At 33.9% G+C, this 16968-nt stretch carries 17 protein-coding genes, 1 tRNA gene and 2 pseudogenes; 7 read left to right on the forward strand and 13 right to left on the reverse strand.

Annotation, left to right across the window (positions count from 1 at the left end):
- Positions 1 to 162, forward strand: a pseudogene (locus tag PVV68_RS10640) (DNA adenine methylase); the annotation flags it as partial.
- Positions 163 to 264: 102 nt separating this feature from the next.
- The gene (locus PVV68_RS07865; protein WP_273720454.1) at positions 265 to 417 is read left to right on the forward strand and encodes a hypothetical protein; all 153 of its coding nucleotides are present in this window, start codon (positions 265 to 267) and stop codon (positions 415 to 417) included.
- 286 nt (positions 418 to 703) lie between these two features.
- Here PVV68_RS07865 and sodC read toward each other — a convergent pair whose 3' ends face one another.
- The 4 genes from sodC to PVV68_RS07885 form a co-directional block, all read right to left on the reverse strand.
- Positions 704 to 1228 carry a superoxide dismutase [Cu-Zn] SodC gene (gene sodC / locus PVV68_RS07870; RefSeq protein ID WP_273720453.1) on the reverse strand — a complete coding sequence of 175 codons (525 nt, stop codon included), beginning with the start codon at positions 1226 to 1228 and terminating at the stop codon, positions 704 to 706.
- 390 nt (positions 1229 to 1618) lie between these two features.
- Positions 1619 to 1930 (reverse strand): hypothetical protein, encoded by a 312-nt coding sequence (locus PVV68_RS07875; RefSeq protein ID WP_273720451.1) that lies wholly within the window; start codon positions 1928 to 1930, stop codon positions 1619 to 1621.
- Complete coding sequence (locus PVV68_RS07880) at positions 1917 to 2267, reverse strand: hypothetical protein (RefSeq protein WP_273720449.1); 351 nt, start codon at positions 2265 to 2267, stop codon at positions 1917 to 1919. The genes PVV68_RS07875 and PVV68_RS07880 overlap by 14 nt, the downstream gene beginning before the upstream one ends.
- Positions 2268 to 2785: 518 nt before the next feature.
- A complete protein-coding gene (locus tag PVV68_RS07885) occupies positions 2786 to 4012 on the reverse strand; it encodes a UbiH/UbiF family hydroxylase (RefSeq protein WP_273782863.1) in 1227 nt (408 codons plus the stop codon).
- Between the two features lie 179 nt (positions 4013 to 4191).
- On the opposite strand from PVV68_RS07885, the gene pcsA reads away from it, so the two are divergent.
- The 3 genes from pcsA to PVV68_RS07900 are packed head-to-tail and all read left to right on the forward strand — an operon-like array spanning position 4192 to position 6493.
- A complete protein-coding gene (gene pcsA / locus PVV68_RS07890; protein WP_273720447.1) occupies positions 4192 to 5004 on the forward strand; it encodes a phosphatidylcholine synthase in 813 nt (270 codons plus the stop codon).
- Positions 5005 to 5030: 26 nt separating this feature from the next.
- Positions 5031 to 6077, forward strand: a complete 1047-nt coding sequence (locus PVV68_RS07895; RefSeq protein ID WP_273782864.1) for an enoyl-CoA hydratase/isomerase family protein — start codon at positions 5031 to 5033, stop codon at positions 6075 to 6077.
- Entirely contained in the window at positions 6074 to 6493 is a 420-nt protein-coding gene (locus PVV68_RS07900) for a DUF6163 family protein (protein ID WP_273720443.1), read from the forward strand. Before PVV68_RS07895 ends, PVV68_RS07900 begins: the two co-directional genes overlap by 4 nt.
- A 444-nt stretch (positions 6494 to 6937) precedes the next feature.
- On the opposite strand, the gene PVV68_RS07905 is transcribed toward PVV68_RS07900, so the two are convergent.
- The 8 genes from PVV68_RS07905 to PVV68_RS07940 form a co-directional block, all read right to left on the reverse strand.
- Positions 6938 to 7297 (reverse strand): hypothetical protein, encoded by a 360-nt coding sequence (locus tag PVV68_RS07905; protein ID WP_273720442.1) that lies wholly within the window; start codon positions 7295 to 7297, stop codon positions 6938 to 6940.
- A 113-nt stretch (positions 7298 to 7410) separates the two neighbouring features.
- Positions 7411 to 8220 carry an MBL fold metallo-hydrolase gene (locus PVV68_RS07910; protein ID WP_273720440.1) on the reverse strand — a complete coding sequence of 270 codons (810 nt, stop codon included), beginning with the start codon at positions 8218 to 8220 and terminating at the stop codon, positions 7411 to 7413.
- Between the two features lie 10 nt (positions 8221 to 8230).
- Positions 8231 to 9004: a TatD family hydrolase gene (locus PVV68_RS07915; protein ID WP_273720439.1), complete on the reverse strand. Its 774-nt coding sequence runs from the start codon at positions 9002 to 9004 to the stop codon at positions 8231 to 8233.
- Positions 8994 to 10553: a methionine--tRNA ligase gene (gene metG, locus PVV68_RS07920; RefSeq protein ID WP_273782865.1), complete on the reverse strand. Its 1560-nt coding sequence runs from the start codon at positions 10551 to 10553 to the stop codon at positions 8994 to 8996. Before metG ends, PVV68_RS07915 begins: the two co-directional genes overlap by 11 nt.
- A gap of 63 nt (positions 10554 to 10616) precedes the next feature.
- Complete coding sequence (locus PVV68_RS07925) at positions 10617 to 11672, reverse strand: DNA polymerase III subunit delta' (RefSeq protein WP_273720437.1); 1056 nt, start codon at positions 11670 to 11672, stop codon at positions 10617 to 10619.
- Positions 11669 to 12313, reverse strand: coding sequence for a dTMP kinase (gene tmk, locus PVV68_RS07930; protein WP_273720436.1), 645 nt, complete (start codon positions 12311 to 12313; stop codon positions 11669 to 11671). Before tmk ends, PVV68_RS07925 begins: the two co-directional genes overlap by 4 nt.
- A gap of 29 nt (positions 12314 to 12342) precedes the next feature.
- The gene (locus tag PVV68_RS07935; protein ID WP_273720434.1) at positions 12343 to 13506 is read right to left on the reverse strand and encodes a D-alanyl-D-alanine carboxypeptidase family protein; all 1164 of its coding nucleotides are present in this window, start codon (positions 13504 to 13506) and stop codon (positions 12343 to 12345) included.
- A 341-nt stretch (positions 13507 to 13847) separates the two neighbouring features.
- The gene (locus tag PVV68_RS07940) at positions 13848 to 14732 is read right to left on the reverse strand and encodes a septal ring lytic transglycosylase RlpA family protein (RefSeq protein WP_273720433.1); all 885 of its coding nucleotides are present in this window, start codon (positions 14730 to 14732) and stop codon (positions 13848 to 13850) included.
- 293 nt (positions 14733 to 15025) lie between these two features.
- On the opposite strand from PVV68_RS07940, the pseudogene PVV68_RS10730 reads away from it, so the two are divergent.
- Positions 15026 to 15616 (forward strand): annotated as a pseudogene (locus PVV68_RS10730) (integrase); the annotation flags it as partial.
- 320 nt (positions 15617 to 15936) lie between these two features.
- On the opposite strand, the gene PVV68_RS07945 reads toward PVV68_RS10730, so the two are convergent.
- Positions 15937 to 16012, reverse strand: a tRNA-Lys gene (locus PVV68_RS07945).
- Between the two features lie 413 nt (positions 16013 to 16425).
- Here PVV68_RS07945 and PVV68_RS07950 point away from each other — a divergent pair.
- Positions 16426 to 16746: a hypothetical protein gene (locus PVV68_RS07950; protein ID WP_273720432.1), complete on the forward strand. Its 321-nt coding sequence runs from the start codon at positions 16426 to 16428 to the stop codon at positions 16744 to 16746.
- Positions 16747 to 16968 lie beyond the last annotated feature (222 nt).

Below are 16968 nucleotides of genomic sequence, written 5' to 3' on the forward strand. Positions count from 1 at the left end.
AATTCTCAAAGGTGTCGAAGGCAAATTTATCTTGAGTCTGAATGATTGTGATGCTGTAAAAGAGATCTTTAAAGATTTTGACTTTTTAGAAGTAGAGACCCTCTGGGTATGTGGTATGGCAAAAAAACTCCCCGAAAAGAACTTTTGATTCGCAATAATTGAGAGCTACATTGAGAATCCTATTCCCTCGTTTTTATTCTAACAACCCTCACCCTAAAAAAAGATATATAATTACAGTAAGTTACATAGATAAAAAAGATTATTATGATACCTGCGAAAGAGCGTAATGAAATTAATTGGGATACTGCTAATAGATTGCTAGAGGAAAACAAAGACTTTTCTCATTATATTAAACTTATTCGTCAATTTTATCAAACAGGTGAGATTCGCCAGTCTGATTGGGATCATTTCCCATAAGAATATCCTGCTAGTTTTTATCATTCTTAAAAAAATTGCTCATTACATTTTGAAAATGTATTTATTAGCTCCTTAAAAGTAACTCTTTCATTAGCTGTATATATTGTTTTTGAGAGCAACAAAAAGTAGCATTCAAAGGCGAAAAGCTTTTGGTTTCGCTACCAAAAATATTTTGTTTAGATTGGCAGATTAATTAAAAATTTTAGATTACGAATATATCAGAAATAGACATAAATTCCTCCATCTTTTACAAAAAATTACAGACTTTAAATAGCTTATAAGAGGCTTATTCTTCAATAATACCGCATGCTAAACGCGCGCCACCCCCACCAAGCGGTAATGGTTTATCTGATTGGTTATCTCCTCCTAAATGAATTATTAGAGAATGTTTTTTTATTTCAGAGATTTTTTTAATTCGTGGGGCAAGAACGCTCATTGTTGATTGCCCTTTATCATCAACATAAAGTGCTGGTAAATCACCCAAATGGCCATGAGTATTATAGGGGCCAAGATGTTTATTGGTATGTTCAGGGTCGTAGTGTCCACCTGCAGCACCACCAACGACACCGTCTTTCATATCACATGAAGGGTTTTCGTGCATATGAAAACCGTGCAAACCTTCTGGTAAGCTAGACAAATTAGGTGTGAAAATTAAACCACGACTATTTTCTTCAATTTCAATTATACCAATAGTTTTTTTTATGTCGTTCTTTTCTAGCTCATAAATCTTTACTTGCATAGAATTTGCTAATGCAGCAGAATGATAAGTAAAAATCACAAGTGAGGATAAGAGAAGGCATTTTTTATTCATATAGCACCTTTTATACTTTTGTTTTACATATTAAATATAAAAGCGCATCTATACTTTATAAATATAATATACTTCTTCTTAAACTATATTAATTATACTTTTTTTGAAAATTATAATTAATAGAAAAACGCTCTAAGTTCAAAACGGCTTTCTTTATACGCTAGTATGTTTCAAAGGATTACTCCTATTTATCAAAATAATGCAGCTTTTATAGAGTTATAACTATATTTCACTTCCATTTCTTCAAGAGGTGTTTCTAAAAAACAGATTTTTTAAGATATTGTGCAAAATCAAATTAAGGAACTTTTGAGATAATTTTGCTCGTACGATATTCATAATATGGTACAGATGTTCATAACAATACGCTTATGAAAGTCGTAAGAGAAATAACTATCGTGGTCTATATAAATATTCCATAAAAGAATAAAATGCACCGACAAAAATACCTATTATTGATCCTATCATTGCACCGATTATTATTCCGATGAAAAATGCTAGACCTATCCCCATTGTAATGATTGGACCAAATCCTGGTAGAGCAATGTAACCATAAGTTGCGAGAATTGCAGCAACTGCTCCTGATAAACTACCATTTAAACTTCCTATAAAAGCGGGCTCTTTGAGGAAATCCAAAATTTTTTTTAAAAAAAATCTCTTACAGTTATGGGAATCAATATTGCTATAAGTTTTAAAATGAATCATATTTTTTTCTTTTATTTTGAATACTAACTGTTCCAGAATAATCAATTGATATGAGAAAAAGCTCCCTTTTAAACTCTACCAAAGCGCGCCAAATACCTTTATCATCAAGACGCAATCGTTTAATATTTGTAAAACCATTTTGTATGAGACAATTTTTAATTTGCAAAGCAGTAAATGAATTTTGTCCTGGTTTAGTAATATCTTTCGTGAAGCTATATGCAGAAGCTTTACAATAGGGAGCATAAAAAAACTTACTTATTGAAGCAGTGACTATAGATGAGAGGCATAGAATTATTATAAAAAGAATACTTGATTTTAAAATTTTACTTAATCTCATCTTATTACCATCGGTTGAAACAATACTTCATTAACCTTTGTATTGCCAACAAGTTCCCAAAGCTATTTTATTTTCAATGGTGTACTTAATGAAGAAAGTTTTTTAAAATTTACGTTAAATAGCAAAAACCGTTTTTTCTTTATTTTTATTATGAGAGGGGAGGCAATTTATCAAATTCTGCTATTATTTTTTAATAAAAAAGTCTGATTTTTAATATTTTTATAAACGCCGGTAGGATATATCTTCTGAATATCTCATAATTTGGATTATACAAAAACTTTTCACGCACGCTATTTATGAAAATAGTATATTCTTATGCATGATAATACATATAAATACATCAAATAATTCTTCCCAAGGGAATGAGGGTTACTAAAACATTTTAATAACTTCCTGCCTGTAATTCTCTTCAAATATATTATTCTTTAAATTTTTTGTATGAGTTACTATTTATGTTAGCGGAAAATTAAAATATCCAATTAACACTTGTTTTTTCTGTTATGTTCCATCGTTTTATTTCAATGGAGTTGTTTAGGTGATTTGATTGGGAAGATTTGCATAATTTCTTTAAAGCCGTATCCAGGATACATTCCTTCTCGCATAAATAAATTACGTAACGGTGAGCAATTGCGTAATAATCCAAATCCAATACTTCGTATAATGTGGATAGGCAGCCTATTAGAAAGTAAAGAAGAGTTGAGCATATGAACAGATCCACTTCGGATCAATATATCAGGTCGGCGGTATTTATTATAATGGGCAACAATTATTTTAGAATGAAAATCAGATATTTGGTTAGGTAAAATATCAATCAAAGTTTCAACATCACGAAATCCTAAATTCAATCCTTGGGCTCCAATGGGAGGAAAAACATGAGCTGATTCACCCACTAAAACCGTTTGGTTGGCTGCAAAACGATGAGAGATAAGTCCTGAAAGAGGCCATGCTTGAATTGGTGTTTCTAATGTGAGTGTTCCAAGCATTGATTGCATCTGCTCTTCGATTATTTTTGCAATTTCTGTTTCTTCCATATTTAACAATTTTTTCGCACGAGAAGAACTAACAACCCATACAAGACTGGATTTTTTTCCTGGTAGTGGAACCTGCGTCAATGGACCATGTTCTGTATGAAATTCAGTTGATGTATTTTGATGAGAAAAATCATGAGAAAAATTGAGAACAAGAGCTTTTTGTGGATAGTCCCACTGTCTGGTAGCAATACCCGCAGCTGCTCGTGCTAGAGAGTGCCGTCCATCAGCAGCAACAACAAGTGATGTTTGGATAATTTTATCATCTGCAAGCGTAATGTGTACATGACCGTCTTTCTGTTGAAAAGATTTTGCCAAAGAAACAAATCTTATAATATTGGGCATATGCTCAACAGCAGTAATTAAAGCGTTGTTTAACTCTACATTAGGGATATTATAACCAAAAGCCTCTTCACCAATTTCAGCAGAAGAAAAACTGACGCTAGGAGCGTGCACAATCCTAGAGGTGATATCTATAATTCTAATAAAAGATAAAGCCGCTGCATGTTCTTTAAGAACATTCCAAATATTAAGTTTTTGTAGCATACGCACTGCTGGCATCATAAGAGCAGTTGTCCGTAATTCACCTGCATGAGCGGGTGGTCCAATAAGATAAACAGAATAGCTTTTATGTGCAAGAAGAAGTGCTGCTAACATACCGACTGGGCCAGCACCAATAACAGCGATGTTTTTATATTCGTTTTTTTCAAATGTCACAACGACTTGAGCCTTTTTTCATTTACTAAATATTTTAACTTTTCTAAATCAACAATCTCTTTTTATTGTATGAAATCCTTCTATTATATTATGTAATAAGTAATGCGATATAAAAAAGTAACCTTTTTATGATTTTTTTACGATAAATTATACAATCGGTAAAAATGGTGTGTTGGTAGATGAATGAAAATTTAAGAGACGAGGATAAGAAAATTTTGAAACGTAAGCTAACAAAAAAAATCAAAAAAAATGCTGATCGTCTGCGTCACAAAAAAGTAACGATGCCACAAGCAAAAGCTTTTTCTGTTCATTTACTAACAGCGTCAGGATCATTTTTGGCATTTCTTTCCCTCATCTCTGCATCTCAAAAAGAATGGAATGCTATGTTTTGTTGGCTTGGGCTTGCGCTCCTCGTTGATGGTATAGATGGTCCAATTGCACGCAAACTTGACGTTAAATACGTACTCCCAACATGGTCTGGGGAACTTTTAGATAATATCATTGATTATGTCACCTATGTTTTAATTCCAGCTTTTGCGCTTTATCAAAGCGGTTTAATAGGTTCAGGATTATCATTTTTATTGAGTGCAATTATTGTCATTTCATCAGCTATTTATTACGCAGATACTGGAATGAAAACCAAAGAAAATTTTTTCAAAGGATTTCCTGTGGTTTGGAATATGATGGTTTTTACACTTTTTGTCTTAAGACCAGGAGAATGGATCACTTTTACCATTATTGCTTTATCGGCGATCATATCTTTTTTACCAATTTATTTTATCCATCCAGTGAGAGTTATCCGCTTGCGTAAGCTTAATTTTCCTATTTTTCTTTTATGGTGTTCCTTTGCGGGTGCAGCATTTTTTTACCAATTAGATGCTCCATCATGGGTTAAGATAGGTATTTCAATTACAGGAATTTATATATATTGTATTGGTGCCATCATGCAATTATTTCCCAAATTAGGAGAAAAAAGTATAATAAAACAATAAAATAGATATTTTAGAACGGGGATAAGATGCAAATTGATTTTGGAGCAGGTGATGACATTTCTTTTACAAAAGAGGGCCATGCTGGTATCATAAGGCTTACACGTCCTTCAGCATTAAACGCTCTTAATGGGCGAATGGTTTTGGCTTTTAAAAAAGCTCTTAGCACATGGGAAAAAGATGATGAAGTTTCTTGCATTTTAGTTGAAGGAGAGGGGCGTGCTTTTTGTGCTGGTGGGGATGTTGTAGAAATTTACCATATGGGAAAAAAAGCCTCTTCTTACCAATATTTTAGCGATGAATATCGCTTAAATGCTTATATTAAACGTTTTCCCAAACCTTATATTTCTTTTTTGAATGGTATTTGGATGGGAGGAGGGGTAGGTATTTCTCTATACGGTTCTCATCGAATTGTTACAGAAAATACACTCTTTGCTATGCCTGAAGGTGCTATTGGATTTTTTCCAGATGTTGGTGCAAGCTTCTTTTTACCGTCTCTTCCAGATCATTTTGGTATTTATCTTGCATTGACCGGCGCAGGCATAAAATGGGGAGATTGTTTAAATTTAAAATTAGCAACACATGCTGTTCCTGAAATTGAATTAAAATATATTAGAAAGGCGATTATTGAACAAGGAGATCCGAAATTAGTTTTAGGCGAGCGAGCAATTACAAAAGACTATGAAACAAGTCATGAAACACGTTGTATTATCAGGACGTGTTTTAGTGCTCATACGTTGGAGGAATGTCTTGAATTGCTTCAAAAAAAAAGCGATGAAGGTATTTTATTTGCTAAAGAATGTTACGATATTTTACAGGTACGTTCTCCAACAAGTTTAAAAGTTATTTGGAAACAAATGAAACAAAATCCACCTCAAACTTTGGAAGATTGTATAAGAATTGAAAATCGTATTGCGCATCATATGATAAATTCTCATGACTTCTATGAAGGAATACGTGCAATGTTGATTGATAAGGACAAAACACCGAAATGGCAACCAGATAAACTTTCACATGTAACAGATGAAATGATAGATGCTTACTTCAAACCTATTGAAAAAGAATTATTATTTTGAAAACGCATCCTCAAAAACAGATTTCAAGAATCCATTTAATTTACAAATGTTATTTGCGATTTTTAGCGCTCATTTGCTTAAGCTTAAGTATTTTTTATTGGATATGTCTTGTTGGTGTATTTCCAAACTCTTTATGGCGTTTTGACCTTATGCCATGGCACTGGCAGTTCGCATCTGCCACATTAGCTATTGTTTATCCTATCGCCTTAATTGGACTTTGGATGTATTCGCTGTGGGGAATTGTTTTATGGTGCATTGCAGCACTAACCGAAATATTAACGATGTATTATGCCAATTCTATTGATCAATCTTTTGTATTGCTATTTCATGGAACATTATTTCTCATTTTTATGATACTACAAATGATAATCTTTTTAAAAAGAAATCGTACAAAAGACGAAAAGACGATTAGATAAAAAACATTGCGATTTAAGTTTTCGGACCAGTTATTTCTGGTCCGATTTAAAATCTTAAAGGTCAAAAGTTTTTTCTTAAGAAAAAGGTACCCACCATAAATCCCAAGGACTAGTGGCTTTTGTTGAAAATATCCATAGTAATGATGCTATCGTTCCCCAAAGTGCTGCTGCCATTAAAATATATCCTTTCTATTAAAAGTTCCATAATATATATTATGCGATAATATGATTACGATAAGAAGAAGATCGTTGCCAAATAAAAAACAATGTGAACCCTACTTTAGACACATAATCATATTTATGGCGCATGTTTCTTCTTTTAAACAAAATTATGTCAACAATAAGGCATAATTTAATTTATTTATTAAATTGGCATAGTTAAAAAAATAGCTTTAAGTAAAAAACAAAATTACTTAAAGCTAAATGTATAATAAAATAAAATAATTACTGTGCTAATTTACAACGTTTTATATGTGCAAGATCACTCAAAACAGCATTTCGGTTATTTAAAGCCGAAATTTCATTGCTTTCACTTGATTTTGCATCTATAAAAAACAGAGCAGGTAAAAATATAACACCCGTTGCAGCTAAAGCTGCATTTTTACCTCTTGCTTTAGAACGCTCTATAATAGTGTCATTAATCTGACGTTTATTAGCATAAAATTCTCGTTGAATATCAGCACAACTCATTGCACCATCATGTATTGTTGTAACTGAAATATTTTTTTCTAGACGCCCCCCACATGCGGATAAGGAAATCGCTGAAATTATAATACATATTGCCCGCGTAAACCATCTATACATAAGAAACCTCACTTTTAACATAAAAATAACACAAATAAGACAAAAATGAAGTAAAGGAAAGATAAGACTATTCAAGAAGGTTTTAGTTAACAAGAAATATGTGTTTTCTAGATTTATGCATCTGTTTCAAAAATAAGTCCTTGATATGCAGGTTTAACATGCGGTGGAACAGAGTTTATCACCTTATTGTAATCAAGCGATCTGTCCATATGTGTGAGGATGGCTTGTTTAGGCTGTAAATATTTTATCAATTGTAATGCTTGAGCAACGGAAAGATGACTTGGATGCGCTTCAAATTGAAGAGCCTCAATAATGAGAACATCTAAGTTCATGAGTTTAGGTAATGTTTTTTCAGGAAATTTGCTAACGTCTGTACAGTAAGCAACATTACCAATACGAAAACCTAAAGAATGAATATTACCATGATATTGTAAATGCGTATTGACAGTTATCGTCCCACCCTGCCCGTGAATTCTAAGTTGACTATCTTCATTGATGAGATGTTCTTTTAAAATAGGTGAATAAGATGAACCTTTGGGAGATTGGAAACAATATCCAAAAGCATTTTTCAAATGTTTGAGTGTAAAATTATCTGCGTAAATATCGATTAAACATTTTTGTGCGAGTGCATAACTGCGTAAATCATCAATACCATGAATATGATCTGCATGAAAATGCGTATAAAGTGCAGCATCAAGATGGTTTACACGGGCGTTGATCATTTGTGATCTAAAGTCTGGACCAGTGTCAATAACAATTGTTGTTTTTTTTCCTGATGGTTTAATACGATCGACTAACAGAGCACTTCTATAGCGTTCATTTTTAGGGTTATGAGGATCACAAGCGCCCCAATCACCATTGGGGCGTGGCACTCCCGGAGAGGGACCACAGCCTAATATTGTGAAACGGTATCGATCAAACATAGCTTTTGCCTTATTTCATTTTGCTAAATAAACGAAAAGCATTTTGCGTTGTAATCTGAGCTATTTCTTCAAGACTTAAACCAATTGTTTCAGCTAAAATAGCAGCTGTATAGCGTACAAAAGAGGGTTCATTTGTTTTTCCTCGATGAGGAACAGGGGCTAAAAATGGTGCATCTGTTTCCACCAATAAATAGTCATGAGGTATAGTTTTTGCTATCTCACGGATCTCAAGCGCATTTTTAAAAGTCAGAATACCTGAAAAAGAAAGATAACCACCAAGTTCAATGCCTGCACGAGCCAGTTGCATTCCAGAGGAATAACAATGAAGTACAAATGGAAAAGTACCTTCTTTTATTTGTTCGCGTAATATTTTTTCCATATCTGAATCAGCATTGCGTGAATGTATAACAAGAGGCAGCTGTGTTTCTCGAGAAGCGATGATATGTTCCTGAAAAACTTTCTTTTGCTCTTCTGGCGAAGAATAATCATAATAATAATCAAGTCCCACCTCCCCAAATGCAACAATTTTAGGATGCTTTGAGAGGTGAATAAGCTCTTCAGCTGTAATATTTTGTTCTTCATGGGCACTATTGGGATGTGTCCCAACGGAACAAAACACTTGATCATAAGTCTGCGCAATTGCTAAAAGCTTATCCAATTTACGAACGTGTGTTGAAATCGTTATCATACGTTCAACATCAACATCTAAAGCTCGTTGGATAACCCCATCCAAATCTTGTGAAAAATCTTCAAAATCAAGATGGCAATGTGTATCAATGAGCATGATGATTCTCATCTTTCTTCAAAATATAACGGGGAAAGATTGGTTCTGGTGGTGGAAGATCAAGACCTTCTTGAATTTTTGCATGACTTATATGATATAATGACCGATTATTTTCAGGAATAGCAAGGCTGTCGAGAAGTTTAGCTGCTGAGTGTGGTATGAAAGGCAAAAGCATAATTCCTATTCGCCGCAATGTTTCTGCAGTTATGTAAAGAACTGTAGAAAATCTTTCTGGGTTATTTTTCCGTAAACTCCAAGGTTGTTCACTAGCAAAATAGCGATTAGCATCTGCTACGACTGAAAAGATAGCGGAAAGTGCTAAATGCATCTCGTGAGAAGACATGGCATCACGCACAAGCTCAAGTGCTTGAAGAGATTGTTCTAAAAGCTGTTCATCTTGGCTTAAAAAAGCCGCTGCTATAGGAACTTTTGCATGGCAATTTTTGGCAATCATAGATAAGGAACGCTGTGCTAAATTCCCAAGATCATTAGCAAGGTCTGCATTAATGCGATTTACAAAACTCTCATGGCTATAACTGCCATCTTGTCCAAATGGTACTTCACGAAGCAGAAAATAACGAAACTGATCAAGACCATAGTGATCAACGAGTTCAAAAGGATCAACGACATTTCCAATGGACTTTGACATTTTTGCACCACGATTGAGCAAAAAACCATGAGCAAAAATATGCTTAGGCAATTCAATTCCAGCGGACATTAAAAATGCTGGCCAATAGATGGCATGAAAACGAAGAATATCTTTTCCAATGATATGCGTATTTGCAGGCCAAAAATGACGTTTTGTCGCGTTTTCATCAAAAAAACCAATTGCTGAGAGATAATTGGTAAGCGCATCGACCCAAACATACATCACATGCTTTGGATTATTTGGAACAGCAACGCCCCAATTAAAGCTTGTCCGTGAAATAGAAATATCTTTTAAACCCGATTTGATAAAACTGATAACTTCGTTACGCCGTTCAACTGGAGCAACAAAATCAGGGTGTTTTTCATAATATTTAAGAAGGATCGTTTCATAACGGGAAAGTCTAAAAAAATAACTTTCCTCTTCGTTCCACTCAACCGGAGAGCCTAACTCCTTTTCGCGACGGATGTTGTCTTCTCCAACTTCAGTATCTTTCTCTTCATAATATGCTTCCTGACGAACGGAATACCAACCACTATAACGACCAAGATAAATGTCGCCATTTTCCTCCATTTTTTTCCAAATTTCTTGACAAGCTTTATAATGGCGCTCTTCTGTTGTACGGATGAAATCATCATGAGAACAATTTAAGACTGTAAGCATTTTTTGAAACATAGCACTATTACGATCTGCGAGTTGCTGAGGTGTCATATTTAATGTTGCTGCTGTTTGTTGCATTTTTAAGCCGTGCTCATCCGTACCAGAGAGAAAAAATACATTTTTCCCATCTAACCGTTGAAAACGGGCGAAGACATCACTTGCAATTGCACTATAGGCGTGCCCAATATGTGGAGTGCCATTAGGATAAAAAATGGGAGTTGTTATGTAATACGTGTCATGCATGTCATACTCGTTTTGTAAAACGCTATAAAAGATATCTTGACATAACGCCTGTTAATTACATTGTCACGGAAAAAGCTCATCTTCATGCATGATCTTATGCACTTTAAAAAGCAAGTTAATAATGAACTGCTTCTTATCAAGATTAAATGATTGTATTTCCCCTATTTCTTGATGAATCTCCTGCCACAGTTGCGCGCATTTTTTTGAGAGATTTAACTCTCCCTTTTCAACAAGCATGATAGCTTTTTTTTGAATTTTATCAAGAATTTCATCACAAAATTGTTGAAATTGAATCATAGAAGAAAGAGAGGAAAGTGTTTGTGCAAGAGTATGTACAACAGCTGGATTACAAACAGATTGCTCCAAAAGAGTATCCAGAGTTTTAACAATTTCAAAACCGCCATGGCAAAGAAGTAAAGCAGCTTTTCTAGGATTTCCTTTGGCTCTTTGAATAATCATTTGAAGAGTTTCTTCATCAGGTAAATCTTGATTTAAAAAAATATGTGTAATGACTTTTTTCATCTCATCATCATACAATGGTCGCAAAGAAACCTGCTGGCATCGTGAGCGAATTGTTGGGAGCAATCTTCCTGAAGAATGTGTGATGATAATGAATAAAGTTTTCGCAGGAGGTTCCTCAAGCGTTTTAAGAATTGCATTCGCCGCATTTCTGTTCATATCTTCTGCGGGATCAATAATAACAATACGCCATCCATTGTCTTGTGATGTTTGGTTTAAAAAATGCATAACATCACGAATGTCATCAATGAGTATCCCTGTTTTAAACTTTTGTGTTTTTAAATCGAAGCGACGTGAAATGTATAAAAGCCCAGGATGACATCCTTGCATCATTTTATGCCATGTAATGGAATTATGCTCTGGTTGTAAAAAGTTCCCCTTCTGAGAGCTTAAAATATTCCAAGCAAGGTGAAATGCCAATGTAGCTTTCCCAATACCACGCTCTCCTTCAAATAATAAGGCATGATGTAAACGCTCCTCCTCACGCATTTGTGCCAAAAAATGACGAGCAGCCTCATGACCAAAAATCACATTATTCTGTGAAGAGGATAAAACTGAATCGATATCGTCATATTGGCGCAAAATATTTACATCACTCATAAAAGTTGATCCAACAATAGCTGATGACAAATATTTTTTATTTTCTGTGCGATAGTTTCTACAGCATCGGTGGCATCAATCACACGAAATCTATGAGGCTCCTGCTTTGCTAATTGCAAGAAAGCTTGGCGCCTTTGTTCTTGAATTTCTAAATTATCTTTTTCAAAATAATCAATCGTTTCAGTTTTCTTTCTTCGCACTTTTGCACGTTTCATACCATATATTGCTGATATATCTAATAAAAATGTTAGATGAGGCCTTATTCCATTAAGCGCTATACATTCTAAAACAGAAAGAATGGAAGAGTTTACCTTATCATTCTGTCCTTGATAAACTCGTGTAGAATCAATAAAACGATCGCATAAGATCACTTTGCCTTTTTGTAAAGAAGGCGCGATCACTTCACTAACATGGTCTGCGCGTGCAGCTGTAAACAAAACAGCTTCCATGAAAGGACCGTATTGTTGTGCCTTCCCTGACAACAAAGCATATCGAATTGCTTCAGCACCTGCTGTTCCGCCAGGTTCTCGTGTTGTAATAACATCATAACCTTGGCTCGAGAGAAACTCAGAAAGCAAAGAAATTTGTGTTGTTTTTCCTGCGCCCTCCCCCCCTTCAAATGTGATAAAATAACCTGACACCTATAAACCTTAATCCTTAAAAGCCTGTACTATAAATATTTCCGTAACCATCCAATTGTTATTTCATAGAATGCATTTCTAACTTTTGCAAAAAAGCTTCCTTCCTGAACATTGTTTCCAGCAAAAACAGGTTTTTCGAGAAGAATCCTTTTATCTTCTAAAATTTGCAGAACACCGACCGGTTGTCCTAAAAGGATAGGAGTTTTTAATGGACCATGATATTTAATTTTTGCTTTAATATTCCTCTTTTTTTCATTCGAAAGCATAAAACTTACCGGCTCTTTAACAATAAGAGAAACAGAATTTTGCGTCCCACCATAAACAGAAGCATAGCCAACGGTTTCTCCTTCGCTAAAAATTGTTTTAAGATCAAAGGCTGTCATTCCCCATTGAAGAATGTGTTCTACTTCTTTTGTATGCCCTTTACCCTCTTGCAAACCATTTATTGCTAAAAAAAGACGTCGATGATTGTTATAAACAGAAACAATCATTGAAAAACCTTCATCTTTACTATAGCCAAAACCAAATCCTTCTACACCAATTTCTTTGGAAATAAGAGGATTTTTATTACGTTGAAAAATATTATTCCACGTAAAATGAGGCTCGCGGTAAAGTGTATAATAATCGGGATATTCACGAACAATATGACGTGCTAATATCATCATATCGCGCAATGTCACAAATTGTCCCTCCTCCGGAAGCCCTGTTGCATTAACAAAATGACTATGTGATAATCCAATTATTTTGGCTCTCTGATTCATCAGTTTTGCGAAATTAGCCTCATTTCCGGCTATGCCCTCAGCAAGGATAATGGCAGCATCATTTCCATTGACAATAATGAGACCACGCAAAAGATCAGAAACACTAATTTCTGTCTTTACTTTTGCAAACATAGTGGTTGTACCAGAAGGAGCTCCACCTTTGTGCCACGCATTTTCACTCACCTTAAATTTTTGTGTACTGCTTAATAAACCTTCTTTTAATTGATAAAATATGACTTCAGCTGTCATCAATTTTGTTAACGAAGCTGGGAAAAAAGCAATATCACTTTGTTTTTCAAAAAGTATTGTATCTGTGTCATTATCTATTAACAGTAACTGTGATGCAGAATTTTGAAAATCCTGTGCTCTCCCCCACCCATCCAATATCAATATCCCCAATAAGGTGAACAAAACCCTTAATGTCGTATGCATAACCGCTTCTCCCATCTTTAAGAAGCAGCATAAAGAATCTTCTTATACAAGAAAAGATTTGTTTGACTGCAAATGGATAATCCCATCACAAGAATGAAAACAAGTCTCTACTTTTGCACAGCATTATCAAAATGAATCAATATACTATACTTTCATGTTCGTTTCTCAAGTAAGATTTATTTTGAATTTTACGCATTAAAAGTGCCCTCTTTGTTTCATACAATAAAAAGCACACTTCTTCATTTAAACCAAAAAGTTGATTATAATGAATAAATTTTGATCATCTATAACCTGAAAACATATCAAAAACAAACATCACTCTTTCTTATAAAGAGCCATAATCAGTTAACTCTTATTTTCTTGATTGGTTTGTTTATAAAAGCCACTTTTTCAAAGAGCATTGGCTTACTAATCAAAACTGGACCACTTTCCGGTAATTTTACTGAAAAAGTTTTATTGGACTGTTTTTGTTTACTTATAGCTTTCTCCAATCGCCTTTGCAGATCAGCATCAAGTCTTTCGAGTACGATCTTTTCTTTTTCTTTTGAAAGATCCGCTAATGTTAATGAGGATGAAACATCACTTCCTGATGTGTAAGAAGCCATTAAATAAGCGCCATCATAATGACCAATAGGCGCTTCAGAAATATATTCCACTTTAACATTTGCTACACCTACATTTGCATAACCAAGTATCTCTGCAGCTTGCTTTGATAAATCAATGATTCTATCTTTCATAAAAGGACCACGATCATTCACTCTAACGATGATGGAAGATCCATTTTTGAGATTCGTAACACGAGCATAACTGGGTAACGGCATTGTGGGATGAGCAGCAGTCAAGAGATTCATATCATAGACCTCACCATTTGCGGTTAAACGCCCATGAAAATCTGAACCATACCATGACGCTTCTCCAACACGTTTGTAGGTTGGGTCATTTTGCGGATAATACCATTTTCCTTTTATTTGGTAAGGTTTACCGACAACAGCTCGCCCCCTTTTCTTTTCTTTTGACTGGTTTTGCCCACTGGAATTTTTGTTAGGATTAGGAAGAACGGGAGTTTTTATCTCACTAGCTCTATTATTGTAAAAACTTCTTATTACAAAATGTGCTGTTTCGCTTGCGCAGCAAGATACCAATAACTGGGATACAATAACGACAGCAAGAAATTGAAATGTTGAATTAAGAATGAAAGTAAACTTTTCTTTGCTATTTAAAAGCATTTGTCAGCCCGCTTATTTCTAATTGAGTATTTACTACCAAAAACCACACCGCACTTTCTTTATGCGATAGAAAAATTCATATTTTCAGATGATTCCCCTCGCGGGTTCACTATATCCTAAAGATTTACCATTTATCAAGAAATTAATACATTGTTAATATTTCTGTGCTTTGCAAAAAAGAAATGCAATGTTATCAAAATAGAAATAATGAATAAAAAACAAATAAATTAATATGTTAATAAAAAAAACATGATATCATCATATAAATTATGAATAAGTAAGATGATTCTTATACGGTTTTAAAGGGGCTTTGTAATTTAGCGGTTGATAATGCTCTTTTAAACAAAAATTCTACTTTTAACTTAAAACCACCAAAATTCTTTAATGTAGAAGGTTTTCTACTATGGACCGAAGAAGATATTGAAAATATGTGATCAATATTGGTCTTACCCATGAGTGTGTATAGATTGATATTTTTCTTTACACAGGTTTTCGCCGTAGTAACATCGTTCGTATCGGCTGGAAAAATGTCAAAGATAATATCATTCATCCCAAGACAGAAAAGAGTCAATTTAAAGCAGATGTTTTTCTGCTTATTTTACCGAAATGAGAAAAAATCCTTTTAATTGCTCTCATAGGTGATAAAATATTTATTTGCGAAAAGAAGGTAGATATAAGCTTGTTAAAGAAAGTTTTGAAGCCTGTTTCATGAAGCATGTAACCAAGCAGCTATGAAAAATCAGCGCACGATTTGATAAAATGAGCAATAACACATGCAGCCAATGCAGGAGCTACCGTATCACAAACTTAAAGCACTTTTTGTTTGGACGCTGCAATCATTATATTTGTTAGCCTCTACTATTGCTACAGCCTTTGGCACCTGAGACTCTTCATAAGAGACATTGTAGTTCTTTCTTAATAGTTTTTATCCACATGCTGCCCCCGCTTTTGATCTGCAAGAAATGATTTTGTTTTATTGAATATAAACAGCTTTGGAATGAGAGAATGGTATGGGTCTCTCTCATTTAGCATAAAAAAATGAACTCTCTTTATAAATCAGTGTGATGCCTCTAAGTAGAAGAGTCAGCACAGAATCTTTTCATACCAAAACAACGGCTAGAAAATAATAAACAATACATTAACAAAAAACTTCAAACTATAAAAAGGAAGCAAAGTTTTTGAACTTTTATATAAGCTATTAATTTGGTGAGCGCGCAGGGATTCGAACCCTGGACCTACTGATTAAAAGTCAGTTGCTCTACCAGCTGAGCTACGCGCTCCCACACAAGCCATTTTGCTTGTCGAAAGTGAGTGGAACATACGGTTGACTTTTCATTTGGTCAACACCTTTCGAAAAAAAATATTATTATTCGGTTCAGTTATCAATACTTTTCTGTCTTTTCTCTTCACTGTGAATACAATTTTTCCCCTGTTTTAAATTTGAATAAAAGAAAAAATGATCAAGATAAAATGCATCATGACTTTTACAGCATGAAAAAGTGCATATTTCGAAATAATAAAAAGAACAGGAAATGTATAAAAACAGTCAACTTGAGTTAATAAAGAATCAAAAAAGTAACAAATAGATCAATGGATGGAAAAAAATAATTATATTTTTTCATAATTATTAAATTAATAAAGCCCTCTGATGTGACAGAGGGCCTATGCAGGGGAATAACATTGGGTTCAAGCAATGTCAAAAAAACATGAGTTAAACAAATTAAAAGACCGAATTAGATATGCAAACTCACATCTTAACACAACACTTGGTATAGAGACAATGAACCCCTTTATACCAAGTGAGCCTGCCACTGTTAAGAATGTAGGTAAGATTAGCAGAGAATTAAAGAAATGGCAAAATCAAAAGAAATTTAAACAGAAAAAAGAAAATTTTTCAATAAGAGCTTTAAAATTTAATGAAATCGTTCCAAATAATGCTTTTCAATTTAATGCATATCCTGAAACTCCGAAACAACTTGAAAATTTTAACAAATATTTAAAAAAAATAATATGATTCGTTTTATAATTTAATGTATAGAGCAAAAGAAAGTATAGATTTACCGTAAGAGAGGTATTATACTCTCTTCATGAGAAATTTAACTTTCGTGAAATATTGGTAAATAAGTTATCGTCTCTATTAAATGAATATAATACTATTTATTTTAATTCTTTATGATAGAAATTGCAATATACTTAAAAGTATTTTTGAAAGAGATATAACTCTTTTTATTAAATT

This window comes from Bartonella sp. ML69XJBT, assembly GCF_028618515.1.
Classification (GTDB): domain Bacteria; phylum Pseudomonadota; class Alphaproteobacteria; order Rhizobiales; family Rhizobiaceae; genus Bartonella.